The sequence below is a fragment of the Aquimonas sp. genome (genome assembly GCF_044377145.1).
Classification (GTDB): Bacteria; Pseudomonadota; Gammaproteobacteria; order Xanthomonadales; family Xanthomonadaceae; genus Aquimonas.
Map to the genome: position 1 here is coordinate 14,849 of NZ_JBILJQ010000051.1, position 24,445 is coordinate 39,293.

At 67.4% G+C, this 24,445-nt stretch carries 20 protein-coding genes; 10 read left to right on the forward strand and 10 right to left on the reverse strand.

Annotated elements, in window-relative coordinates; genetic code table 11:
- The first annotated feature begins 3 nt into the window (after positions 1–3).
- Positions 4–1,149, forward strand: a complete 1,146-nt coding sequence (locus ACIQ7H_RS14980; protein ID WP_395792893.1) for a fatty acid desaturase family protein — start codon at positions 4–6, stop codon at positions 1,147–1,149.
- Between the two features lie 26 nt (positions 1,150–1,175).
- Here the strand turns inward: ACIQ7H_RS14980 and ACIQ7H_RS14985 are convergent, their stop codons facing one another.
- Entirely contained in the window at positions 1,176–3,383 is a 2,208-nt protein-coding gene (locus tag ACIQ7H_RS14985) for a fatty acid desaturase (protein ID WP_395792895.1), read from the reverse strand.
- A 106-nt stretch (positions 3,384–3,489) separates the two neighbouring features.
- Here ACIQ7H_RS14985 and ACIQ7H_RS14990 point away from each other — a divergent pair, with 106 nt between their 5' ends.
- Positions 3,490–4,638, forward strand: coding sequence for an AraC family transcriptional regulator (locus ACIQ7H_RS14990; protein WP_395792897.1), 1,149 nt, complete (start codon positions 3,490–3,492; stop codon positions 4,636–4,638).
- A 151-nt stretch (positions 4,639–4,789) separates the two neighbouring features.
- Here ACIQ7H_RS14990 and ACIQ7H_RS14995 read toward each other — a convergent pair whose 3' ends face one another.
- From ACIQ7H_RS14995 to prpR, 7 genes are all read right to left on the reverse strand, one after another.
- Positions 4,790–5,539 (reverse strand): DUF2306 domain-containing protein, encoded by a 750-nt coding sequence (locus ACIQ7H_RS14995; RefSeq protein WP_395792899.1) that lies wholly within the window; start codon positions 5,537–5,539, stop codon positions 4,790–4,792.
- Positions 5,536–6,519: an alpha/beta hydrolase family esterase gene (locus ACIQ7H_RS15000; protein ID WP_395792901.1), complete on the reverse strand. Its 984-nt coding sequence runs from the start codon at positions 6,517–6,519 to the stop codon at positions 5,536–5,538. Before ACIQ7H_RS15000 ends, ACIQ7H_RS14995 begins: the two co-directional genes overlap by 4 nt.
- Positions 6,516–7,217, reverse strand: coding sequence for a hypothetical protein (locus ACIQ7H_RS15005; protein WP_395792903.1), 702 nt, complete (start codon positions 7,215–7,217; stop codon positions 6,516–6,518). The genes ACIQ7H_RS15000 and ACIQ7H_RS15005 overlap by 4 nt, the downstream gene beginning before the upstream one ends.
- Positions 7,218–7,375: 158 nt before the next feature.
- Positions 7,376–7,840, reverse strand: a complete 465-nt coding sequence (locus ACIQ7H_RS15010; RefSeq protein ID WP_395792905.1) for a DUF2269 family protein — start codon at positions 7,838–7,840, stop codon at positions 7,376–7,378.
- 4 nt (positions 7,841–7,844) lie between these two features.
- Entirely contained in the window at positions 7,845–9,161 is a 1,317-nt protein-coding gene (locus ACIQ7H_RS15015; RefSeq protein WP_395792907.1) for an SDR family oxidoreductase, read from the reverse strand.
- Positions 9,158–9,844: a DUF6988 family protein gene (locus tag ACIQ7H_RS15020; protein ID WP_395792909.1), complete on the reverse strand. Its 687-nt coding sequence runs from the start codon at positions 9,842–9,844 to the stop codon at positions 9,158–9,160. Before ACIQ7H_RS15020 ends, ACIQ7H_RS15015 begins: the two co-directional genes overlap by 4 nt.
- 197 nt (positions 9,845–10,041) lie before the next feature.
- Positions 10,042–11,694 carry a propionate catabolism operon regulatory protein PrpR gene (gene prpR, locus ACIQ7H_RS15025; protein ID WP_395792911.1) on the reverse strand — a complete coding sequence of 551 codons (1,653 nt, stop codon included), beginning with the start codon at positions 11,692–11,694 and terminating at the stop codon, positions 10,042–10,044.
- Between the two features lie 206 nt (positions 11,695–11,900).
- Between prpR and prpB the strand changes: the two genes are divergently transcribed.
- The 6 genes from prpB (at position 11,901) to prpF (ending at position 20,152) form a co-directional block, all read left to right on the forward strand.
- A complete protein-coding gene (prpB, locus tag ACIQ7H_RS15030) occupies positions 11,901–12,788 on the forward strand; it encodes a methylisocitrate lyase (protein ID WP_395792913.1) in 888 nt (295 codons plus the stop codon).
- Positions 12,789–13,030: 242 nt separating this feature from the next.
- The gene (prpC, locus tag ACIQ7H_RS15035; protein ID WP_395792915.1) at positions 13,031–14,194 is read left to right on the forward strand and encodes a 2-methylcitrate synthase; all 1,164 of its coding nucleotides are present in this window, start codon (positions 13,031–13,033) and stop codon (positions 14,192–14,194) included.
- A 250-nt stretch (positions 14,195–14,444) separates the two neighbouring features.
- On the forward strand, positions 14,445–14,942 hold the full coding sequence (locus ACIQ7H_RS15040) for a GNAT family N-acetyltransferase (protein ID WP_395792917.1): 498 nt from the start codon (positions 14,445–14,447) through the stop codon (positions 14,940–14,942).
- 335 nt (positions 14,943–15,277) lie between these two features.
- On the forward strand, positions 15,278–17,884 hold the full coding sequence (gene acnD / locus ACIQ7H_RS15045; protein ID WP_395792919.1) for a Fe/S-dependent 2-methylisocitrate dehydratase AcnD: 2,607 nt from the start codon (positions 15,278–15,280) through the stop codon (positions 17,882–17,884).
- 678 nt (positions 17,885–18,562) lie between these two features.
- Positions 18,563–18,955: an endonuclease domain-containing protein gene (locus tag ACIQ7H_RS15050; protein WP_395792921.1), complete on the forward strand. Its 393-nt coding sequence runs from the start codon at positions 18,563–18,565 to the stop codon at positions 18,953–18,955.
- Positions 18,956–18,958: 3 nt separating this feature from the next.
- Entirely contained in the window at positions 18,959–20,152 is a 1,194-nt protein-coding gene (prpF, locus tag ACIQ7H_RS15055; RefSeq protein ID WP_395792923.1) for a 2-methylaconitate cis-trans isomerase PrpF, read from the forward strand.
- A gap of 200 nt (positions 20,153–20,352) precedes the next feature.
- Here prpF and ACIQ7H_RS15060 read toward each other — a convergent pair whose 3' ends face one another.
- A complete protein-coding gene (locus tag ACIQ7H_RS15060) occupies positions 20,353–21,762 on the reverse strand; it encodes a M23 family metallopeptidase (protein ID WP_395792925.1) in 1,410 nt (469 codons plus the stop codon).
- A 226-nt stretch (positions 21,763–21,988) separates the two neighbouring features.
- Between ACIQ7H_RS15060 and ACIQ7H_RS15065 the strand changes: the two genes are divergently transcribed.
- Together ACIQ7H_RS15065 and ACIQ7H_RS15070 are read left to right on the forward strand one after the other, a co-directional pair.
- Positions 21,989–22,693 carry a response regulator gene (locus ACIQ7H_RS15065; RefSeq protein ID WP_395792927.1) on the forward strand — a complete coding sequence of 235 codons (705 nt, stop codon included), beginning with the start codon at positions 21,989–21,991 and terminating at the stop codon, positions 22,691–22,693.
- The gene (locus ACIQ7H_RS15070) at positions 22,690–24,030 is read left to right on the forward strand and encodes an ATP-binding protein (protein ID WP_395792929.1); all 1,341 of its coding nucleotides are present in this window, start codon (positions 22,690–22,692) and stop codon (positions 24,028–24,030) included. The genes ACIQ7H_RS15065 and ACIQ7H_RS15070 overlap by 4 nt, the downstream gene beginning before the upstream one ends.
- Before the next feature lies 1 nt (position 24,031).
- On the opposite strand, the gene ACIQ7H_RS15075 is transcribed toward ACIQ7H_RS15070, so the two are convergent.
- Positions 24,032–24,445 (reverse strand): alpha/beta fold hydrolase (locus ACIQ7H_RS15075; RefSeq protein WP_395792931.1); only part of this gene is annotated, 414 nt, incomplete at its 5' end.

Consider the following 24,445-nt stretch of genomic DNA (forward strand, 5'->3'; position numbering starts at 1 on the left):
GCCATGTATTCGACCCGCAGCAAAGCGTTGAACCCTGAGCAGATCGAGCAGTTCGCCGCCGAGATCGACGCAGTGCGCGCGCGCACCGTGGCCAGCATTGGCGCGGCCGATGCGCGCTATATCCGCCGCGTATTGGCCGGCGTGCGCTATACCGGTTTCGCCGGCCGCGCCCTGCTGTTCGCGGGCGCAGCGGCGGCCGCCTTCGCGCCGGCCTGGCTGCTGCCGCTGTGGAGCGCCGGCGTGCTGCTGCTGGCGCTGTCGAAGATTCTCGAGAACATGGAGCTGGCGCATAACGTCATGCACGGCCAGTTCGACTGGATGCGCGACCCGCAGTTCGACGGCCGCAGTTACGAGTGGGACATCGCCGGCACCAGCGACAACTGGCGCAAGACCCACAACTACCGCCACCACACCTACACCAATGTGCGCGGCATGGACGATGACCTCGGTTACGGGCTGCTGCGGCTGTTTCCCGAACAGCGCTGGCGCCCGTTCTACCTGCTGCAGCCGCTGATCGCGGTGGTGTTCGCGATCCTGTTCGAGTGGGGCATCGCGGTGCAGGAACTGCGCCTTGGCCGCTGGTTCAGCGGCCGAACCAAAGCCGCTGAGCTGCGCGCCGTGGCGCGCCCGGTCGGCCGCAAGATGCGCCGGCAGATCCTGAAGGACTACGTGCTGTATCCGGCCCTGGCCGGCCCGCAGTTCCTGGTGGTGCTGAGCGGCAATGCGCTTGCCAATGTGCTGCGCAACCTGTGGACTTACATGATCATCTTCTGCGGCCACTTCACCGCCGAAGCCGAAACCTTCGCCAAGGAATCGATCCGCGACGAGAGCCGCGGCCAGTGGTACCTGCGCCAGCTGCACGGCTCCTCCAACATCCGCGGCGGCCGCGTGCTCGACCTGCTCAGCGGCAACCTGAGCCACCAGATCGAGCACCACCTGTTCCCCGACATCCCCGCCAACCGCTACGCCGCGATGGCGGTCGAAATCCGTGCGATCTGTGCGCGCTACGGCCAGCACTACAACACCGGCTCACTGCCGCGCCAGTTCGGCCAGGTGATCTGGCGGATCCTGCGCCATGCGTGGCCGAGCCGGCCGGCGCGGACGGCAGTGCGCAGCAGCGAGACGGGTGTGGGCGCGCAGACGGCCTGATCGCTGGCCAGTGCGCATGGGCGCGTTCAAGCCCCCGGCTGCAGCGATTTGAGCCCACTGCGCGCATTCGCCGCGGCTGCCAGCCTGCGCTCCTCGGCATCGGCGAAGTCTCGGTCCCAGGCCAGCAGCTTGGGCGCCATCAGGCGTTGCCACAGCGGCGGGATCAGGGTCAGCACCAGAACGGTGAGATAGCCGCTGAGCATCTGCGGTGCGTCCGCCATCGGCCGAAGATTCTGGTAAGCGATCTCGCCTTGGGCATGATGGTGCGAGTGCCGGGTCAGGTTGAACAGCGTCCACGAACTGACCCGGCGATTGGTGTTCCACGAGTGCCGCGGCTGCACGGGCGACTGCGGTGAGCGCAGCAGGCCGTAATGCTCCATGTAGTTGACGATCTCCAGCAGCGCCTTGCCGCCGAGGCCGCAGGCGACAAACATCAGCGCTCCGGTCCAGCCACCCACGCCAGCGGCCAGCGCCAGCAGCGCGATGCTCATCGCCTGGCCGCGCAGAACTGAGTTGTGGCGCGACATCGTTGGCAGCCCGCGCTTGTGCAGACGTTCGCGCTCGATCCGCCACGCGCTGGCATTGCCGCGCAGGGTCGACAGCACGATGTGCGCATACACATTCCGCCCGCGCGGCGCAGTCGCCGGATCGTGCGCGGTCGAGACGTAGCGGTGGTGCCCGTAGACGTGCTCGATCGCGAACGCGGTGTCGAAGCTGAAGGCGAGCAGCCAACGTCCGATCAGCAGCGAGGTCGTGTCCCAGGTGCGATGGGTGAGCTCATGGGCAGTGATGGTGCCGATCATGCCGATCATCAGGCTGGTCAGGATCAGCGCCGACAGATGATGGCCGAGTCCGGTTGCGGCGCGGGCTGCGAGCAGATCGAATCCTGCGTGCCCGCCCAGCCAGGCACCGAAGCCGAATGCGTCGCGCGGGCTGACGCTCCACACCGCGCAGAACACGATCAGCGCCAGCAGCGGCAGGGCGAGCCACAGCTGCACCGTCAGCACCTTCGGGTGCGCGTAGCGTGGCGTCGACAGGTCATCGCCGCTGACGAAGTCGCCGACGATGTAGAACGCCACCACCGCCAGCAGACCGAGGCTGGTCCAGGCGCCGCCAGCGAGCAGCGAGATCGCCGAAAACAGGCCGACCGCATGGAAGCCGAAGAACTTGGCGTAGTGCCACAGGCCGGCATCGGGATCCGCGCTCGCCGGCGCGCTCTCGGCCTGCGCGGGCGCCTCGGCGGCACTGACGAAACGATCGCAGTGGATGTCGGCGCTGGCCACGCCCAGTGCCTGCAGCTGCAGGGCGGCGGCATCGATCATCGGCGGTGGCCCGCACAGATAGGCGTGGCTGCCGGTCGCAAGCAGTGCAGGGATGTGCTCACTGACCCAGCCGCGCGCGCCTGCCCAACTGCTGTCAGCCGCCTCGGCCGACAGCACTGGCAGGAAGCGGAACGCCACCGGCCATGCGCGGGCAAGCGTTTCAATGTCCTGCAGGGCATACAGATCGGCCTGGGTGCGTGCGCCGAACAGCAGGCTGACCTCGCGCTGCACGCCTTCAGCCAACGCCGCCTGCAGCATCGCCAGCAGCGGCGCCAGGCCGCTACCGCCGCCGACCATCAGCAGGGGCGCTGCGGCCGGGCGCAGCCAGAAGTCGCCGTGTGGCCCTTCGAGGGCGATCGGGCTGCCGACCAGGTCGGTGTCGTGGATGAGGCTGGAGAACCGGCCGCCTTCGACCCGACGCACGGTGAAGCTCACAGATCCGTCTGCGGTCGCTGGCGTGGCGAACGAGTAGCAGCGCTGCAGCCCGGCCAACTGCGGCAGCTCAAGGCGCGCGAACTGGCCTGCGCGGTAGTCGAGCGGCTCGCTCAGCTGCAGGTCAAGCCGTGTGATGTCGTGGGTCAACCGCTGCTGAGCGCAGACGATGCCGCTGCGTGTCTGCGTGGGTGCGGTCGGATCGAGTTCCACTTCGATGCTGACCGCCGCACGCGGTCGACTCTGACACGCCAGCACGATGCCGTTTCGAATCTCCTCGGCGCTGAGCAGGTAGGCGCTCTCGGTCAGCTCAAGCACCTCGCCCCCGCGCAGTCGGCATCGGCAGCGTCCGCAGGCGCCGACCCGGCAGCTGTTGGGGAATCGGATGCCGGCGCGCAGCGCGGCCTGCAGCACGGTCTCGCCCGGTTCGACGGACACCGGCAGCGCGTTGATCAGCATCTGCGTCGCGGACGTGGACATCCGAAGTCTCCCGGGTTGCCTGCCGCTGCAATCTAGGCGCGCCCGACGCTGGCCGACAGGTCATTTATCGCCAACACTGAAGCGCCCCCGGTCCGGAGCGTGCTGCATGTTCGACCCACACTTGAGCCTGCCCGTGGATTACCTCTGGCAGATCGATGCGCGTTTGCGTGAGTTCGGCATCGATCCCAGCGTGTGGTTCGCCGCCGCCGGACTGGATGCTGCGGCTCAGCTCGCACTGGGCTGCGGCGTAGGCCCGCCCGGCCCCGCCGCGAGCGCCGACCCGCAGCTCAGGGTGCCGCTGGCGAAGTTTGTGCGCCTGGTGCAAGCGGCGCTGCAGACCTCGGGCGAGCCCGCGCTGGGCCTGCTGGTGGGCGAGCGGCTGCTGGCGCACACCCATGGCGTGCTGGGCGGCGCCCTGCTGCAGGCCCGCAGCCTGCGCGAGGCGCTCGCCCTGCTGGAGCGCTTCATGGCCCTGCGCATGCCTTTGATCACGTTGAGCCTGCAGCACCACGGCGATGAACTGCGGGTGTGCTTCGTCGAAGCCTGGCCGCTCGGCGAGCTGCAGCGGCCGCTGCTGGAATCGACCCTGCTCAGCGTGCGCAACCTGCTGGATGCGCTGACCCTTGGCGCCAGCCGCGCCGGCAGTGTCGCGTTTGCGTTCGAGGCGCCCGAGTACGCCCGACTGGCGCGTGAGCTGTTGCGCAGTCCGGTCAGATACGGCCAGCAGTGGACCGGCTTCAGCCTGCCCATCCACGTGCTCGATGCGCCCTTGAAGCAGGCTGACCCGGCCGCCTTCGAGGAGGCCGCGCGCAGCTGTCAGCGGGCGCTCGACCGGCTCGATGCGGATGCCAGCCTGAGCGTGCGTGTGCAGCGGCTGCTGCTGCAGGCGCCCGCCGGCCTGCCCTCGCTGCAGGCGAGCGCGCGCCGACTGCGCTTGAGTCCGCGGACGCTGCATCGCCGGCTGGTCGAACAGGGCACCTCTTTCCGCCAGCTGCTGGACGAGGTCCGCCACAGCTTGGCGCTTGCGCAGCTGCGGTCCGGCCGCAGCAGCATCGAGGCGATCGCCTACCGTCTCGGCTACACCGACAGCGCCAACTTCCGCCGCGCCTTCAAGCGCTGGCAGGGTGTGGCGCCGGGGCAGTGGCGGCGGGTTTGCGCTGGGGTTCCAGCAGGCACGGGCGTAGAGGCCCACCGGGCAGCGCTCGGCGACGGTGATGCGAGCAAGAGTGTGGACCTTCCGATCGCACCCGACTGACTGGATCGCATCAGTGCGCTGCACTGTCCACGCTGAGGCGGCCATCCTGCAAGCTCACGATTCGGTCGGCGCGTTCGAGAATGCGCGGGTGGTGGGTCGCCATCACCGTGGTCGAGCGCCGCGGTGGGCGCATCGCTCGGGGCGCGGAGGTCTATCGGCCGGCGTGAGGCCGGCTACCTTTGATCGGGTTTCTTCCGCGCCGGTAGGCACCGTAGCCCACATGGCCGAGCCAATAGAGCAACAAACCCAGGATCAGCAGGCCCGGCACAAACAACCAGCGCTGCAGCACGTCCGGGAACACCTGCGGCTGGCCCAGGAACAGGGCATTGGCCGCGATGAAATACGCCACGGTCATGCGCCACAGATGGCGGGCCAGACGCATCGCGCCGCTGACGCCGCGCCGCAGGATCAGCCGCAGGTCCCCCACGGCCGCCAGGCTGCCAATGATCATGAACATCACAAAGGCAGCGGCCGGCTGGCCGTCGAGCGTGCCCGTCGCGCTTTGCGCCGCCAAGCTCATCAAGTAGGCGCTGGCGCCTACCACGGTCATTGAGGTCAGCAGCAGGCCGTAGTCGAAGGCGCCGATCTGACCCGGCTTGCGCTTGACCGCAGCCCAACTGCTGAGCACCAGGTAGAAGGTCAGCACGCCGGCGATGACTGAGGCCCGTTCGGGCGTGGGCAGAAACGGCGCCACCGCAGCGCCGATGGCCGACATGATCAGCATGGCGACAACGAAGATGTTGCCGGCCAGTCGGTGCCGGCGCGAGCCCTTGCGGACGACAAATGCAGCCGCACCCGCCAGCAGACTCACCGTGCCGGCGCCGATGTGCAGGTAGAGCACCACGGCGGCGGCGACATGCAGCAGCGGGTGGCTGTCCGGTGGAACCTCCAGGACGCTCATTTCGATTGCCTTTCAAAGAAGGCCCAGATCATGGCCGGCCCATTGGGCTCCTCGGGGGCGGGCCCCAGCAGGCGGGGGCGGCGCGCCCAGGGCTGGGGCAGCACATGGCCGGCACCATGCAGGGTGACCAGCTCCACCTCGCTGCGGCCATCCGCCGCCCGCCAAACTGCGTGTTCGACTTGGGCGCCTTGCGCCGTGTGCGTCAGGCTGACCTGGGGCGTGCCGGCAATGGCGTTGCGGTCCGCGAAGTACTGGGCCGACGCGGTCGAGGAGATGACCTGCCCGCCCTTGTAGAACAGCCCCAGCAGGTTGATCTCGCCGCCGGCATAGGGCACCAGCGGGTCCTCGGTGCCATTCAAGATCATGATCGAGGGGGGCTGCCCGACCGGCTGGCACTGGAAGTTCTGCGGCGCGGGCACGTTGGCCAGCGCGGCGGCCAACGCGCGATAGCGCGTCGGCTGCTCCAGCGCCAGGCGCATGGCCATCGAGCCCCCGTTCGAAACCCCAGCCGCGAACACCTGCTTGGGATCAACCCCGATCTCGCCAACCAGCGTGTCCACCAGTGCCGCCAGGAAGCCGGCATCGTCGGCGCGCACACCGTTCACCGCTGTGTTGCCGATGGAACTGCAGTCGTTCCAGTCAAACCCAAACGACTTCGGGTAGACCACGGCAAAGCCATGCTGGTCGGCCAGGCGCTCGAAGCCATAGCCGGTGCCCTTTCGAACGGCCTGCGGGCCCTCGCCCGAGCCGTGCAACACCAGCACCAGAGCTGCGCCTTCGGGCAAGCCCTTGGGCACATAGCTGCGGTAGCTGCGCGTGAGCCCCGCCACCTCCAGGGTTCCCTGGCTGAGCGTGCCCGACAGTTGAGGCAGTTCGGGATCGGGCGTGTAAACGAAGTAGGCGACCAAGGCGGCCAGTACAGCCAGCAGGCCGAGAAAGGCGAGCAGGCCGCGCACAAGGAAGCGCTGAATTCTGTTCACGGGAGTGCCTTGAGTTCAGTAGTGGCGGCAGTGTGAATCCAAATCCGCGCGCGCTTCGGACCCATGCGACGAAACACACCAGCGACGGTATGGGTGACGTCCGGCGAGGAGCCAAAGCCCGGGACCCGCCCGCCGAGCACCGGCGTGTAGCCCGGCACCACTAGCAGGGTGGAAGCCACCGCCTCACCCACACACCAGCCGCTGCCCAGCCAACGCGCGAGCAGCAGATCGACGCCGCCGGTGAGACCCGCCACGGCCACCCGCCGCAGCTCGGCCAGCAGCCTGTCTGCCGCGATCGCCTCGATCTGCGCGGCGGGCGTGACGGGCGAGCAGACCTTGCCGCGCTTCAGCATGCGCCACAGGGTCTGGCCCATCGGGTCGGCGCCGAAGCGCTCGCCGACCGCGACCGCAGCATCCACCGCCCACAGCGGCGTCGGCAGCGCACACACACCCGGAATCTGCAGCCACGCCCGCCAGCGCATCAGGTAGTCACGCAGGCTGACCGGCTGCGCGCAGCCGACCTCGACCTGCACGAAGTCGCGCACGCCGTGCTCGGCGCAGGCCCGTGCAAGCGCAAGCGGGCCGTCGTGGTGGATGGCATCGAAGATCTGTTGCCGCTTCTCGCGCAGGATGCCGGCGACCTTGACCACCGCATTCACGCTGTCGAGCAGGGCGCGCCAGGCGGTGATGTGCTGCATCCGAATGAAACCGCAGTGGCGTTCGTCTGGAACGCTCGGCGCCGCGGGCCAACACTCCGAACAGCTCGGCGCCGCCCGAATCGCGCTGCGACCCGCATAGGGTGGGTCTTGACCCACCACAGCCTCCACTCCCGCCCCGGTCAACCCGTGCCAAAGCCCTACCCCGGCTTCATCACCATCAGCCAGAAAATCGCCAGCACGCTGAGGAAAGCCGGCCAACCCAGCCAGAACCACGCCCGCATGGCGCGGTGGTAGGCGGGCGGAAGCGCGCCGCCCGAGGCCGCTGCCGCGGCGGCCAGATCGCGCGCCCGCAGCTGCAGCCACAGCACCGGCAGCCAGCAGGCGCCGACCACGAAGAACAGCACGACTGAAGCGCGCCACCAGAAGGCCTCGATCGGCCAGCCCAGCTGCGCCGACAGCAGCAGGCCGGTCACCAGCTGAACGACCACGGCCGGCGCGGTGAAGCAGGCATCGGCGATCACGACCGTGCGGGCCGTGGCCGCGATCACCCGCGCATCGCCGCGCAGGTGCGCCACCCACATGAAAAAAGCGATGCCGAGCCCGGTGCCGAACAACAGCGTGGACGACAGGATGTGGATCCACTTCAGCCACAGATAGTCCATCGCCCTACCTCCGTTCGCTCAGCACCCACAGCACGGCGAGTGCCGGCAGCAGGACGAGATTCTTGGCCAGCCCACCGAGCGGGTCCAGCCATAGCGCCGGCACCAGCGCACCAAACACCAGCGTGTAGCCCAGCACCAGCAGCAGGGCCGACGCCACCGCTGCGCGCGGTCGCAAGCCGCTCGCCAGCCACAGCGCGAGCACGAGGTCGGCGCCACCGGCGAAGCGCGCCAGTGCGACAGGCTGCAGTTGCGCGAGCAGAGAACCCGCAGACATCGCTTCGATTTCTGCGGCTGGCGTGGCGAAGCCTGCCCAGGCCGAGATCAGACACAGCAGGATCACGGTCCAACGGAGTACGGGGGCCAACAGATACAGCTGCGCCTGCCAGCGGTCCTGCACCTGGCTGGGCGTCTGCGCCAGCACCGTATCCAGATCGCGCGGCGCGGTGCCGAAATCGGCGAGCAATCGTTGATGTGCATCGGGCGCGCAGACATTGCCGCGCTTGAGCATGCGCCACATCGTCTGGCCCATCGGGCCGACGCCGAAGCGCTCGCCAATCGCCACGGCCGCATCGACTGCCCACAGTGGCGTCGGCAACGTGCGCGCGCCCGGGATCCGCAACCACGCGCGCCAGCGCAGCAGGTAATCGCGCAGGCTCAGCGGCTGCGCGCAGCCGACCTCGAACACGCCGTGCTGCTCGCCCTCGAGCGCGGCCACCACGAGATCGCCCAGGTCTTCCGCCGCCAGCGGCTGCACCGGCCATGCGCCCGCGCCCGGCAGCGGCACGGCGACCGGCAGGGCCGACAGCGCCCGCAGCAGCGACGTGCCGCCGTAGGAGCCGCGCGGCGTGTAGACGATCGAAGGCCGCAGCACCACCGCGCGCAGCTCAAGGTCCAGCAATGCGGAGTCGAAGCGGTGTTTGGAGGCGATGAACTCGCCGTCGGCGGGATCGCCGAGCGCGGATATCTGCACGAAGTCGCGGACGCCGTGTTCCACGCAGGCGCGCGCCAAGGCCAAGGGGCCAGCGTGGTGTATCGCCTCGAAGGTCTGGGTTCGCGTCTCGCGCAGGATGCCGGCGACGTTGATCACCGCATCGACGCCGTCCAGCAGGGCGTGCCAGTCGGAGCTGTTCTGCTCCCGCGCGAAATCGCAGTGGCGTTCGTCCGCAGCGCGCGGCATCGAACGCACGCCGCGGATCACCCGCCAGCCGCGGGCGTGCAGGGCAGCGATGATGAAGCCGGCGAGGAAGCCGTGGGCGCCGGTGATGAGGACAATCCGGGGAGGCTGGTCGATCCCGATGGAGCGCTCGGAGATCCCGCTCATTGCTTCGCCACAGGCACGGACTCCACTTGGAGATGCTGGCTGACTTCAAGCCAATGATCTGCCTGAAGGCGAAATTCATCTGCTCGGACAAGCAATGCGTTGCCCGCCTCGCTATCCCCGGCATCTTCCAGAGCTGCGGCTGCCGAGAGGGCGCCGATCTGGATAGTCAAATCCAGCGCCGCAAGAAAATGTGGCGCAGCCGCGAACGGAAGGGATGCGTTGCATACCGAAAGAAGATCCAGGGCGAGCGTGCCACGATGCGTAAGGTCATGGAGCTTGCTCACCGCTGCTCTCGACAAATGCACAACGTCCAGTTCCCGACCGCAGATCCTCACCGGCGGCTGTAAAGAGTCGAGATCTTTCAATGTCTGCCCCAGGAGCTCGAATCGTCCCGTCCCTTCCGCGATTTGGCATAGCTGAACGTCTGTCGCAAACCAACGCGCCCAACACCCACGCAGGAAGGCTTCAGTTTGCGGACGGATCAACGCTAGCGCGCTACCCACATGACCCAGCTTCAGAAGCGCGCCAAAGCTTGCACCGTCTTGGTTTGCGAGAATCCACAGCCGTCGGGAAATGTGCTCGCGCGGGACGTTCCCGATAGCAAGGCCCTCCAAGGCGTCCTGAAACGCCGCGGCAGTCCGGAGATGGCAGACGACTGCTGACTTGAATGCTTCGTGGTTCATATCGTGAATGCACTCCAACAGCTCGCACTGGCTGACCTCTCCAGCCGTGCCCGGTGTGCAACCGGCATCGTCATGGTGTGCGGTGGCATAGCCCCTCTCCCCTTGTGGGAGAGGGGTTGGGGAGAGGGGGGAAGCCTGGCGCACGCCGCCTACCCCTCTCCCCCGACCCCTCTCCCGCAAGGGGAGAGGGGAGGCGCTCAATCCGACTCACCGGGGAACTCTTGCGCGTCGCACTGCCGCAGCCACCGCCACAGCGTACTGCGCGAAATCCCCAGCAACTCCGCGACTGCATTGCGTGATCCACCATGGCTTTCCAGCAGCGCGTGCAGCTCGGTGGCCGAGGGGCGAGTCGCCGTCGCGTTCGCCGCAGCGTTGCCGACCCGCATCGAAGCGGGCAACGACTGACCGACCCGGCCCATGGCCCCGCCCGCGCCCAACTCCGGCGCCAGCCGCATCAACACCGCCGCCTCGATCTCCACCACCGCCGGATCGACCTGCGCATGCAGCCGCTCCAGCAGGTTGCGCAGTTCGCGCACATTGCCGGGCCATGGGTACGCGGACATCAGCGCGATCGCTTCGGCGCTGAACTTCAGCTCGCGCATGCCCAGGCCGCGCCGACGCAGGCTGTCCTGCAGGCTGCGGATCAGCGCCGGCAGGTCCTCGCGGCGCTCGCGCAGCGGCGGCAGGCGCAGGCGCAGCACGTCGAGACGGTAGAACAGGTCGGCGCGGAAGCGGCCATCGGCCACTGCCGCGCGCAGATCGACGTGGCTGGCGGCGATGATGCGCAGGTCGACCGGGATCGGGTTCGACGCGCCCACGCGCAGCACCTCGCGTTCCTCCAGCACGCGCAGCAGGCGCGTCTGCAGGGCCAGCGGCATCTCGCCGATCTCATCCAGAAACAGGCTGCCGCCGCTGGCGGTCTCGATCAGGCCGGCGCGGCCGCCACGACGTGCACCGGTAAATGCGCCTTCGTCGTGACCGAACAGTTCGCCTTCCAGCAGCGACTCCGGCACCGCGCCGCAGTTGATCGCCACAAAGGCCCCGCGTCGACGCGGGCTGACGCCGTGCAGGGCCTGGGCGACCAGCTCCTTGCCGCTGCCGGTCTCGCCCTGGATCAACACCGTGGCCGAGCTGCTTGCTGCGCGGCGGATCTGCTCGCGCAGCTCGACCATCGCCGCGCTGGCGCCGACCAGGTCTTCCAGCGCGTGCCGCGGCGCGCCGGACTTCTTCGCGCGTGGGCTGGGGGCGTGCTCCTCCTGCGCGATCAGCGGGCGGGCGACGTCGAGCGCGCTCTCGAAGGCCTGGCGGATCGAGTCGGCCGAGTACATCAGCACGCCCGCCACGCCGGCCTGTTCGGCCAGCTCGGTGACCAGACCCGTGCCGACGATGGCGCGCACGCCCTGGCTGACGAGATCGCCCACGGCCGAGCGCGCTTCTTCCGCGGTGATGAAGCTGCGCTGGGCGATGTCGAGGCCAAAGTGGCGCTGGAATTCGGCGAACACCGGCAGATCGGTCTCGTGGGTGATCACGCCGATGCGGTCGGCGATGCGCCGCGCCCGCGACAGCGCCTGCATCAGATCAAAACCCGAAGCGCGCACCAGCACCAGCGGGCGGCTGATGCGGTTGCGCAGGTAGGCGCCATTGCTGCCGGCCGAGATCAGCACGTCGACGCGCTCGCTGGGCAGGCGCGTGCGGATGTGGCGAACGGCGTCCTCGAAGCCGAGGTTGAGGTTCTCGATGCGCGCGCGGCCGTCGAACTCGGGCGTCACCTCGCGCAGCAGCTGGGACAGGCGCGAGACGGAAGCCGTCCAGATGACGGGCAGGCGGGTGGATTCGGGATGCGCGCTCATGTTGCATGTGTCGTGTCGTGGGGTGTTGCATTGAAACACGCCACTGCAACGTCTGCGCGCTCTACTGTCGCGCGTGCTCTGGTAAATCAGTGGCTTGCAGATCTCCGCAGCGCCTGCCGGCACTGGCACGGGTCTTGATGTAACGGGCTCAGACCCCGCCCGCTGCAACGCGCGCATCCGCCCCGACCCTTCGACCAGGAGTTCCCATGAGCCACGTTTCCGCCGGTGCCAAGTTCCGCGCCGCCGTCGCCAGCGAGAAGCCGCTGCAGCTGCCGGGCGCGATCAATGCCAATCACGCCCTGCTCGCCAAGCGCGCCGGCTTCAAGGCGATCTACCTGTCGGGCGGTGGCGTGGCTGCGGGCTCGCTGGGTCTGCCTGACCTCGGCATCAGCACGCTGGACGATGTGCTCACCGACGTGCGCCGCATCACCGACGTCTGCGACCTGCCGTTGATGGTCGACGTCGACACCGGCTTCGGGCCCTCGGCCTTCAATGTCGCGCGCACGGTGAAGTCGCTGATCAAGTTCGGCGCGGCTGCGATGCACATCGAGGACCAGGTCGGCGCCAAGCGCTGCGGCCATCGCCCCGGCAAGGAGATCGTCAGTCAGGCCGAAATGGTCGACCGCATCAAGGCCGCGGTGGATGCACGCACCGATCCCGACTTCGTGATCATGGCGCGCACCGATGCGCTGGCGGTCGAAGGCCTGGAAAAGGCCATCGAGCGCGCGGTCGCCTGCGTCGAGGCCGGCGCCGACATGATCTTCCCCGAAGCGATGACCGAGCTGGCGATGTACAAGCAGTTCGCCGCGGCGGTGAAGGTGCCGGTGCTGGCCAACATCACCGAGTTCGGTTCGACCCCGCTGTTCACCGTCGACGAGCTGGCCGGCGCCGACGTCGGCATCGTGCTGTATCCGCTGTCGGCCTTCCGCGCCATGAACAAGGCCGCCGAGAACGTCTACACCGCGATCCGCCGCGATGGCACGCAGGCGAATGTGGTCGACACCATGCAGACGCGCATGGAGCTGTACGAGGCCATCGGCTACCACGCCTTCGAGCAGCGCCTGGATGCGCTGTTCGCCAAGGCGAAGCAGTGAGCTGAACCGGGTCCGCAACCCGAGCAAAAAAGGTGTCAAGCGAAACAGAGCAGCGCGCGCCGCCGCGATCGGCGTAGGTTGGGCCAAGCGCAGCGCGGCCCAACATCGCACACACCGCTCTAGCCAAACACTCGAATGGACCGGCGTCGGGTTTCGCCCTTGGCTAAACCCAAGCTACGAACAATGCGAGGCCTCGCTACCGGCGAGGCGCTCATCGAATCCCCCGTCAACGGAGCATGACCGTGACCGAATCCACCGCCCCCGCCACCCCCGGCTTCAAGCCGAAAAAGTCCGTTGCCCTGTCTGGCACCGCCGCCGGCAACACCGCGCTGTGCACGGTCGGCCGCAGCGGCAATGACCTGCACTACCGCGGCTACGACATTCTCGATGTCGCGCGCAGCTGCGAGTTCGAGGAGATCGCCCATCTGCTGGTGCACGGCAAGCTGCCGACCCGCGCCGAGCTCAAAGCCTACAAGGCCAAGCTGCAGAGCCTGCGCGGCCTGCCCGCGGCGCTCAAGGTGGCGCTGGAGCAGCTGCCGCCCTCGGCGCACCCGATGGACGTGATGCGCACTGGCGTCTCCGTGCTCGGCTGCCTGACGCCCGAGAAGGACGACCACAACCACCCGGACGCACGCGGCATCGCCGACAAGCTGATGGCCTCGCTGGGCTCGATGCTGCTGTACTGGTACCACTACAGCCACAACGGCAAGCGCATCGAGGTCGAGACCGACGATGACTCGATCGGCGGCCACTTCCTGCACCTGCTGCATGGCGAGACGCCGCGGCCGAGCTGGGTCGCGGCCATGCACACCTCGCTGGTGCTCTACGCCGAGCACGAGTTCAACGCCAGCACCTTCACCGGCCGCGTCATCGCCGGCACCGGCTCCGACATGTACAGCTGCATCGCCGGCGCCATCGGCGCGCTGCGCGGGCCGAAGCACGGTGGCGCCAATGAGGTCGCGTTCGAAGTCCAGAAGCGCTACGAAACCCCGGACGAGGCCGAGGCCGACATCCGCGCCCGCGTCGAGAAGAAGGAAGTCGTTATCGGCTTCGGTCATCCGGTCTATACCGTCTCCGACCCGCGCAACGTGGTGATCAAGCGCGTCGCCGAAGAGCTGTCGGAAGAGGCCGGCTCGATGAAGATGTACAACATCGCCGAGCGCCTGGAATCGGTGATGTGGGACATCAAGAAGATGTTCCCCAACCTCGACTGGTTCAGCGCGGTGAGCTACCACATGATGGGCGTGCCGACGGCGATGTTCACCCCGCTGTTCGTGATCGCCCGCACCTCGGGCTGGAGCGCGCACGTGATCGAGCAGCGCATCGACGGCAAGATCATCCGGCCGAGCGCGAACTACGTGGGGCCTGAGGATCTGAAGTTTGTGCCGCTGGATCAGCGCGCCTGAGCGGCGCGCTGATCCGGGATTGGTGATTCGGGATTCGGGATTCGTCAGAAGCGGGCTCTGCCAGGTTTTGGCAACGCTGCGCGACTCCCGCCCTCTAGCCCCTCTCCCCACGGAGCGATCCCAGCCGCTTATGGACTGCCGGTGGCAGTCCATGGCTGGGGGAGCCCAGGCGAAGCGAAGGTGGGGTTGGGGTGAGGAGCCGGACGGAGCCCAAAGTCGAACGCGCGAGAACACCCACTGGAGCAGCGCTATGCCTTCGAGTCCAGACATCGCCACTGAGGCCGGCAGCGAAGCGGCAGTGAGCTTCCGGAGCGCGCAGCACGCCGACCTCCCAACCCTCCTCGCCCTGATCGCAGACGACACCCTCGGCAAGAACCGCGAGTTCGACGTTGCCAACCCCAACTACCTCAAGGCCTTCGAAGCGATCAGTGCAGACCCCAATCAGCAGCTTCTCGTGGCCGAGCTGGATGGGCGCATCCTCGGCATGGCCCAGCTCAGCTTCATTCCCGGCCTGAGCCGCGGCGGCGCCTGGCGCTGCAATGTCGAGGCGGTGCGCATCGCTTCCGACCTGCGCGGCCAGGGCCTAGGCGCGCAGCTGATGCAGGCCTGCGAGGAGCGTGCGCGTGAGCGTGGCTGCACCTTGCTGCAGCTGACCTCGGCTGCGAGCCGCGCTGATGCGCATCGGTTCTATCGTGGTCTGGGCTACGTCGAAAGCCATATTGGCTTCAAGAAGCAGGTGTCCAAGTAGATGCTGACGAGCCACGCCAAACGTCCTCCTCTCATCACCGCTCTCGACGGAGCGTTCCTCGCCGACTTTGGACGACCTGTGCCAGTCCATGGGGGTCTAGCCCTGCCGAAGGGAGGGCGCGTTGGGGTGAGGATCGCTACAGAGCATGCCGAAAAACCTTGCCGGCAAGCCTGCTTCGCTCCGCACAGCCCCTCACCCCCGACCCCTCTCCCGTGGGGAGAGGGGAGCAGAGCGTGAAGCTCCGGCGGCCTTGAGGTGGCATGACTTCCTCAGTTTCCCGGTCCGCCGGCTTCAACGAATCCCGAATCCCAAATCCCGAATCCCGGCCACCACTCATGAACACAGATCACCGCAAACCCCTCCCCGGCACCGCCCTCGACTGGTTCGACGCCCGCGAGGCGGTCGATGCGATCGAGCCGGGCACCTGGGCGAGCCTGCCCTACACCGCGCGCGTGCACGCCGAGAACATCGTGCGTCGCTGCGAGCCCTCGATCCTGCGCGAATGCCTGGAGCAGCTCGTCTACCGCAAGCGCGAGCGCGACTTTCCCTGGTTTCCGGCGCGCGTGGTCTGCCACGACATCCTCGGCCAGACCGCATTGGTTGACCTCGCCGGCCTGCGCGATGCCATCGCTGAGCAAGGCGGGGATCCGGCCAAGGTGAACCCCGTTGTTCCGGTGCAGCTCATCGTCGATCACTCGCTGGCGGTGGAGTGCGGCGGCTATGTGCCCGATGCCTTCGAGCGCAACCGCGCCATCGAGGATCGCCGCAATGAAGACCGCTTTCACTTCATCGACTGGACCAAGCGCTCGTTCAAGAACGTCGATGTGATTCCGCCGGGTAACGGAATCATGCACCAGATCAATCTGGAGAAGATGTCGCCGGTGATCTATGTGCAGGACGGAGTGGCCTTCCCCGACACCTGCGTCGGCACCGACAGCCACACCCCGCACGTGGACGCGCTGGGCGTGATCGCGGTGGGCGTCGGCGGCCTCGAAGCCGAGAACGTGATGCTCGGCCGTGCCTCGTGGATGCGCCTGCCGGAAATCGTCGGTGTCGAACTGACCGGCAAGCCGCAGCCGGGCATCACCGCCACCGACATCGTGCTGGCGCTGACCGAATTCCTGCGCAAGTCCAAGGTGGTCGGCGCCTATCTGGAGTTCCGCGGTGAAGGCGCGTCCGCGCTCACGCTCGGCGACCGCGCGACGATCTCCAACATGGCGCCGGAGTACGGTGCGACCGCGGCGATGTTCTTCATCGACGGCCAGACGCTGGACTACCTGCGCCTGACCGGTCGCACGGACGAGCAGGTCGCCCTGGTCGAGAACTACGCGCGCACCGCCGGCCTGTGGGCCGATGATCTCGCCACCGCGACCTACGAACGCACGCTGCACTTCGACCTGTCGAGCGTGGTCCGCAACATGGCCGGGCCGTCCAACCCGCATGCGCGCGTGGCAACGGCCGATCTCGCCGCCAAGGGCATCGCGGTCAACCTCGACGCCGCCCGCGCGCAGGAAGCGCAGGGCCTGATGCCGGACGGCGCGGTGATCATCGCCGCCATCACCAGCTGCACCAACACCTCGAACCCGCGCAACGTCATCGCAGCCGCCTTGCTGGCGAAGAAGGCGAACGCGCTGGGCCTGTCGCGCAAGCCCTGGGTGAAGAGCTCGCTGGCGCCGGGCTCGAAGGCGGTGGCGCTGTATCTGGAAGAGGCCGGTCTGAAGACCGAGCTGGAGAAGCTCGGCTTCGGCATCGTGGCGTTTGCCTGCACCACCTGCAACGGCATGAGCGGTGCGCTGGATCCCGCCATCCAGCAGGAGATCATCGAGCGTGATCTTTATGCCACCGCGGTGCTCAGCGGCAACCGCAACTTCGACGGCCGCATCCATCCCTATGCCAAGCAGGCCTTCCTGGCCTCGCCGCCGCTGGTGGTGGCCTATGCGATCGCCGGCACCATCCGCTTCGACATCGAGCGCGACGCGCTGGGCCATCGCGAAGACGGCACGCCGATCCTGCTGAAGGACCTGTGGCCGAGTGACGCCGAGATCGACGCGGTGGTGAAGCAGGCGGTCAAGCCCGAGCAGTTCCGCGCCGTCTACGAGCCGATGTTCAAGCTGAAACTGGAGAGCGGCGAGAAAGTCAGCCCGCTCTACGACTGGCGGCCGATGAGCACCTATATCCGCCGTCCGCCCTACTGGGAAGGCGCACTGGCCAAGCCGCGCACGCTGGCCGGCCTGCGGCCGCTGGCCCTGCTTGGCGACAACATCACCACCGACCATCTGTCGCCGTCGAACGCGATCCTCGCCGACAGCGCGGCTGGTGAGTACCTCGCGAAAATGGGCCTGCCGGAAGAGGACTTCAATTCCTACGCGACCCACCGCGGCGACCACCTCACCGCGCTGCGCGCAACCTTTGCCAACCCGACCCTGCAGAACGAAATGGCGCGCAGCGCCGACGGCACCATCCGCCGCGGCTCGCTGGCGCGGGTCGAGCCGGAAGGCGAGGTCACGCGCATGTGGGAAGCGATCGAAACCTACATGGAGCGCGGCCAGCCGCTGATCATCATCGCCGGCGCCGACTACGGCCAGGGTTCTTCGCGCGATTGGGCGGCGAAAGGCGTGCGTCTGGCCGGTGTAGAAGCCATCGTTGCCGAGGGCTTCGAGCGGATTCACCGAACCAACCTGATCGGCATGGGCGTACTGCCCTGCGAGTTCATCGCCGGCACCACGCGGCTGACGCTGGGCCTGGATGGCAGCGAGACCTATGACGTCATCGGCGAACGTTCACCGGGCGCCACCCTGACCCTGATCGTTCACCGCCGCAACGGCGAACGCGTGGACGTGCCGGTGCGCTGTCGGCTGGATACCGCGGAAGAGGTATCGATCTACGAGGCGGGCGGCGTGCTTCAGCGGTTCGCGCAGGATTTTCTGGCGGGGGTGGGGTGAGGAACTCTCGGCGCTCTCAGATGTGGCGCTACTGAGACTCCGGGATGCTGTGGTACCGAGGCACCGAGGCACCGAGGCACCGAGGCAGTTTGTAGGATTGACGCGACCTGCCCCCTCTCCCCCGACCCCTCTCCCACGAGGGGAGAGGGGAGTCAAACTGAGGGCACCTCGACCCTTTCGGCAGTCACTGATCGTGGGGTGGGGGGCGGCAATGAATGCGCTGCTTGTCCGCCGCAAGGCACTTACGTTCTGCGCACGTGCTGGAACCCTCTGCGGTCTTGAAGGATTGAAGCGCTTGTCACCGACTCAGCGGTACGAACACACAAGCCCCTCTCCCCTCGTGGGAAGCGGAGGGGGGCGATTATCGGCTGCCGGTGGCAGCCGATGACCCCCGAAGCCCGAGCGAAGCGAAGGCAGGTTGGGGAGAGGGGGATGGAATCTCGCGGCTTCGCCAAGCAAGTATTGCCTTGAAGAATTGAAGCGTTCGACGCGCACTCAGCCATTGATAGCCAGGAGCCACTCTCCCCTCGTGGGAGAGGGGTTGGGGAGAGGGGGATGGAATCTCGCGGCTTCGCCAAGCAAGTATTGCCTTGAAGAATTGAAGCGTTCGACGCGCACTCAGCCATTGATAGCCAGGAGCCCCTCTCCCCTCGTGGTAGAGGGGTTGGGGAGAGGGGGATGGAATCTCGCGACTTCGCCAAGCAATTGCGGCAGAACCTGACCGATGCGGAGCGCGTACTCTGGAGGCACCTCAGGGCGCACCGCTTTCAGGGGCAGAAGTTCAGGCGACAGCAGCCGCTCGGCCCCTACATCCTCGACTTCGTGCACTTCGGCGCGAGGCTGGTGATCGAGGCGGATGGAGGGCAGCACTCCGAATCAACGCGAGATGCAGTCCGCGATGCCTGGCTGGCCTCTGAAGGTTTTCGCGTCATGCGCTTTTGGAACGACCAGATTCTCAAAGACACCGAGGCTGTGCTTGAGTCGATTCTTCAGGCGCTGGCCGAGGCTTCCCCCCTCTCCCCCGACCCCTCTCCCACAAGGGGAGAGGGGAGCAACGCTCGCAAGGTTTGATGTATGCCCCACGCCCCCCAGCTCCGCATCCCCGCCACCTACTACCGCGGTGGCACTTCCAAAGGCGTGTTCTTCCGCCTCGAAGACCTGCCGGAATCCGCGCAAGTGCCGGGCCGCGCCCGCGATCGTCTGTTCCAGCGCGTGATCGGCAGCCCCGACCCCTACGCCAAGCACACCGACGGCATGGGTGGCGCGACCTCGTCGACCAGCAAGTGCGTGATCCTCTCGATGAGCGCCAAGCCGGGGCACGACGTCGACTACCTCTACGGCCAGGTCTCGATCGACAGCGACTTCGTCGACTGGTCGGGCAACTGCGGCAACCTCTCCACCGCCGCGGGTGCGTTCGCGCTGCAGGCGGGCTATGTCGACGCCCGCCGCGTGCCGAAGGACGGCGTCTGCGTGGTGCGGATCTGGCAGGCCAACATTGGCAAGACGATCCTGGCGCATGTGCCGGTGACGAACGGTCTGGTGCAGGAGACCGGTGACTTCGAGCTCGACGGCGTGACCTTTCCCGCCGCCGAGATCGTGCTGGAGTTCATCGACCCCGCCGATGAAGGCGAAGGCGAGGGCGGCGGCGCGTTGTTTCCCACCGGCAATCTGGTCGACGCGCTTGAAGTCCCCGGGATCGGCACGCTGCAGGCCACCATGATCACCGCCGGTATCCCTACTGTGTTCGTCAACGCGGCTGAGATCGGCTTCAGCGGCAGCGAACTGCAGGGCGAGATCAATGGCGATGCGGCTGTGCTGGCGATGTTCGAGGCGATCCGCACCGCCGGTGCGCTGCGCATGGGCCTGATCAAGACACCGGAAGAAGCTGCAAAGCGCCAGCACACGCCCAAGGTGGCCTTCGTTGCGCCCGCGGCCGACTACGTGAGCTCCAGCGGCAAGACGGTGCGCGCTGACGAGATCGATCTGCGCGTGCGTGCGCTGTCGATGGGCAAGCTGCACCACGCGATGATGGGTACGGCGGCGGTGGCGATCGGCACCGCGGCCTCGATTCCCGGCACGCTGGTGAGTCTCGCGGCTGGCGGGGGCGAGCGCAGTGCGGTGCGCTTTGGTCATCCGTCCGGCACCCTGCGGGTCGGCGCCGAGGCGACGTTCTTGCGTGGGCAGTGGACGGTGACCAAGGCGATCATGAGCCGCAGCGCGCGGGTGCTGATGGAAGGTTGGGTGCGGGTGCCGCATGACAGCTTCTGAGTTGCTCAGCGCCGGATAGCGGTGCAGCTGCCCCGGGAACAACGGGCGCTTTTGGTGCTGGATTTTTCCGAGCGACTCAAGACGGCTGTTCTCGCTTGCGTTTCCGCGCAGCCTTCGGCAGCTGTGCAGTTGTTCGAGGCTGGTGCCGTCGGCTGCCCAGGCGGGCCTGAGCCTGCCTGGGCAACCACGGTGACAGGCTGCTAGTCCAAGGCCGGCGCTTCGCCTGGCAGCCACATCCACGCGCTCGGCCCGAAGTCGGGGCGTTCCAACGCAGGGTCAGCCGACGATGCCTGCCAGCCATAGGGATCGACCAGCTCCAGACGATCGCCCACCGCTCTCAGAATGTGCAGGTGCAGGTGGGGCGCAGTGCTGCAGCCGGTGTTGCCTGACAGGGCCACGGTCTGACCGCGCAGCACGCGATCGCCTTCGCGCACCTGCAAGGCGCTGGCGTGCCCATAGAAACTGATGTAGTCGTGCCTGTCCGGGCCTGTGTGGACCAACATCAGGACCGGGCCGCGCGGGGTGTGATCACCGCAGGGCTGATCGACTTCTTCGGCCAAAAGGACCACGCCATCGGCCACAGCCAGCAGGGGCGTGCCTTCCGGCATCAGCCAGTCGTAGCCGACGTGGCCGTCATAGCCCATGCTGCCCATCCCGTCGCCGGTTGAGCGTCGATGTCCGCTGTAACCCAACTGGGTCTGCTGCGCGTCGCCGGGCTCGTGGTCGTGCAGGTTGCCCAGCGGAAACTCGCCCGCAAACGGCTTCGACAACAGGGGCACCACGGGCTGCGAGGGGCCAGCAGCGAGTTCGGCGGCCGCCGGATGAAACAGACCCTCGCAGCGTTGCTGGACTGGGCCGCACTGCCCTGAAGCCTGCAGCGCCAACGCCCCATCCGGCTGTGCTTGCCCGTGCAGGTCGAGGCTGCAGTCCAGTTCACTCAAGCGGGTGTGGCCCTGCATCTGCAGGGTGTCGCCGTTGGCCCGTCCGTCGAGTTGGAACCAGGCGAAGCGCGCCTGCAGCGCGCCCGCGCTATCGCGTATCGACAGGCTCGGCAGATTGGTGCTGGCCTCGCCATCGCACTGCCATGCGCTGGCGATGTAGCGGCCCTCCATCGGGCCGGGCGGATGCTCTCGCAGGTCCTCGTCGCGACACTGGGCTCCACCGACGGGGAGCAGACGCTGCAGTTCTACCTGACCTTCGCCGCTCGGCAGGCCGGGCAGTTCAGCGCTGGATCGCCAATGCAGGCGAGCACGCGAGCAGCTTTCGAACTCAAGTCGCAGTTCGCCCCACGGTGGGGTTTCGACCTGGGACGGGTCGAAGCCAGGCATGCGGCCACCCCGGGTTGCATGCGCGGCGACCCGTAGAGTGCGGCCCTCGATGCTGCCACTGCCAACGACATAGGCCTGGCCGCCCTGTGCGCCATAGGTGTACCAGCTGATCGCAGCCCGTTGATCCTGGCCGATGATGATCTGCAGACCGTGTCCGGATTGCGCGGGGTCGTACCAGGCGCCACTCAGTGCGGCGGGAACATGGGCATGGGCGTGGGCTGCGGGCAGGAGGCAGCCGAAGGCGAGGCTCATCAGCAGGGATGAGGTGATGCGGGTTTTCATGGGAACTCCTTGGGGGGTGTGCCCGGCAGCGAGTGCGGCGCTCGGGTGGGTGCTTTGTCGCAGGCCCGCGCCCGCGCTGCCGTCTCGGTCCGTATCGGCAGGCCTGGCGGATGCCGGCTGCGTATGGCCATGTATCCAGCCGATACACCGGTCGTCCGGCTCAGCGCTTGGCTGAGAACGCACTGCTAGCATGTGGCCGCCGCGCCAACCACCGTGATTGGGCCCCATGTCCGCGCATATCGATGTTGTTCTGGTAGAGGACGATCAGGCTCTCGCTGGCCTGATCAGCGACTACCTGCAGAGTCAGGGCCTGCACGTCCAGGTGAAGCATGAAGGCCTCGCCGGCGAAGCCTGTGTGCTTTCGTGCAGACCACGCCTCGCCATCGTCGATCTGATGTTGCCGGGGCTGGACGGCGTGAGTCTGTGTCGTCGCCTGCGCCCGCTGTACAGCGGCGCCCTGCTGGTGCTGACCGCCAGCGACGATGAATTCGATCAGGTCGCGGCTCTTGAGGCAGGGGCGGACGACTACGTCTGCAAACCGATCAAGCCGCGCGTTCTGCTGGCGCGAATCCGCGCGCTGCTGAGGCGGGTGGATGTGGCGGATGCCGGCTCCAGCGCCAGCCTGCGGGTCGGGGCGCTGGAGGTGCAGCCGCTCAGGCGGCGCGCCTTGCTGGGGGGTGTCGAACTGGGCTTGACCTCGTCCGAGTTCGATCTGCTGGTGCTGTTGGCGCGATATGCCGGTGAAGTGGTGGATCGCGAGACCCTGAGCCTGCAGCTGCGCGGCCTGCCCTATGACGGCACCGACCGCTCCATCGACCTGCGCGCTTCACGTCTGCGCAGAGCGCTTGGCGCGCACCCTGGCGGTGGCGAATGGGTGCGCGGTGTGCGCGGGCAGGGTTACATGCTGCGCGCACAGGACCTGCAGCGATGAAGTGGCTGCTTGCCAAGATCTTTCTGGGGCAGCTGCTGCTGCTGAGCCTCAGCGCCGTCCTGATCGTCGTCCTGCACATGGATGAGATGACCGATACCCAGCGCCAGTACACCAGCCTGATTGCGCGCGGTCCGCTCCTGCTGGCTGCCGAGCGCTTGCGTGCATTGGATTCCGAACAGCGCGGGCTCGAACTCCTGCGCCTGACAGAAATGTTCGGCTACCCGGTGCGCCTGCTGGAAGACGAGACGCTGCATGCCGAGATCACCGCGGTGGACCCGGCGCAGCTGCAACCCATCCGTCGGGAGTTGGAACTCGAGGGCGTGTCGGCGCTCGCGGTGCCGCCGGACTTCAGCGCCGACGAGCGCGCCCTGCTTCGATTCGAGCCAGGGCAGGTGCTCGTGTTCGGACCCATCCCCAATCCCCTTGAAGCGCCTGCAGCTGACCTGCTGCAATGGTCGCAGCTCGTCTTGCTGGCGGCTGTGCTGATGATCGGCCTGCTGCCGCTCGGGCCGCGCCTGCAGCGCCTGGCCGACGCCGCGAAGTCCGTCGGCGCGGGCGATTTCAGTCATCGCATTGCAGACCGCCGGAGGGACGCTCTGGGCCGCGTTGCGCAGGTGTTCGATGCGATGGCCGAGAGCATGCATCTGCACTTCCAACAGCAGCGCTTCATGCTGCGCGCCGTCGCACATGAGTTGCGCACTCCGCTTGCTCGCCTGCGCTTTGCGCAGCAGCTGTGGAGCGAGAGCCCCCAGCTTGCGGAGTCCGCGCAGCAGCGTGCCAGCCAGGCGGTCGACGACATGGAACGCCTGATCGACGAGATCCTGCTGCATGCCCGGCTCGAATTGGGCAGTCTCAATGCAGAGCCGGTGCCAACGCCGATCCCGGTGCTCGTGGCTGAAGCTCTGGCCGGTTTGGATGCCCGCAATCTGCGTTGGCAGCCGCCCGCTCAAGCGCCCAGCGTGTCGGTCGATCGCACCCTGTTCAAACATGCGCTTGGCAACGTGGTGCGCAATGCACTCGATTTCGCGGCGGACAGCGTGCACATCGAGCTGGAACTGCAACCCGATCGTCTGTGGCTGCACGTGGATGACGATGGGCCGGGCATTGAGGCAGCGCAGCGTGAAGCGGTACTGCGAGCGTTCGTGCGCCTGCCTACCCCGGGCAATCGGCACCGCGGCGGAGTGGGCTTGGGCCTGGCCATCGCGCACCATATCGCACGGTTGCACGGCTGCGAGCTCAAGGTCGCAGCGAGCCCGCTTGGCGGCGCACGTTTCAGTTTCGGGTTCGATCGTGTCACTGCTGACGATCCAGTGGGCGTCGACGATCGACCCGCCTGAGTCAGCCTGACGAAGGCACCGGTGCAGTTCGAGACGAGGGTTGCAGCTGCGGGGTGTCCTCGGGGGCTGACTGCAGGAGTGCCTTTACGGCAGCGACGACGACGTCCGGGCGCTCGATCTGGATGTCGTGACCGGAGTTCTCGACAAGTTGCATTCGACCGTTGGCCTGCGCCTGCGTTTCGGAGGCTTGCAGCTGGACCCAAAGCGCATGTTGGGCGGGACTGAAACTCCGCACATGACGGCCGGCGACCAGCCGGATCACCGGAATCTGGCCCAGCTCAGCGGGCTCCCCAAGTTCCGCACTTAACCGCGCAAGTGATTGATTTCCCGACACCCGGGCTGCAAAAAATGCCACTACAGCCCTACGGCGACCGCAGGTCGAGGGCCTCGAACAGGCTGAGTTGCTCGGGGGTGG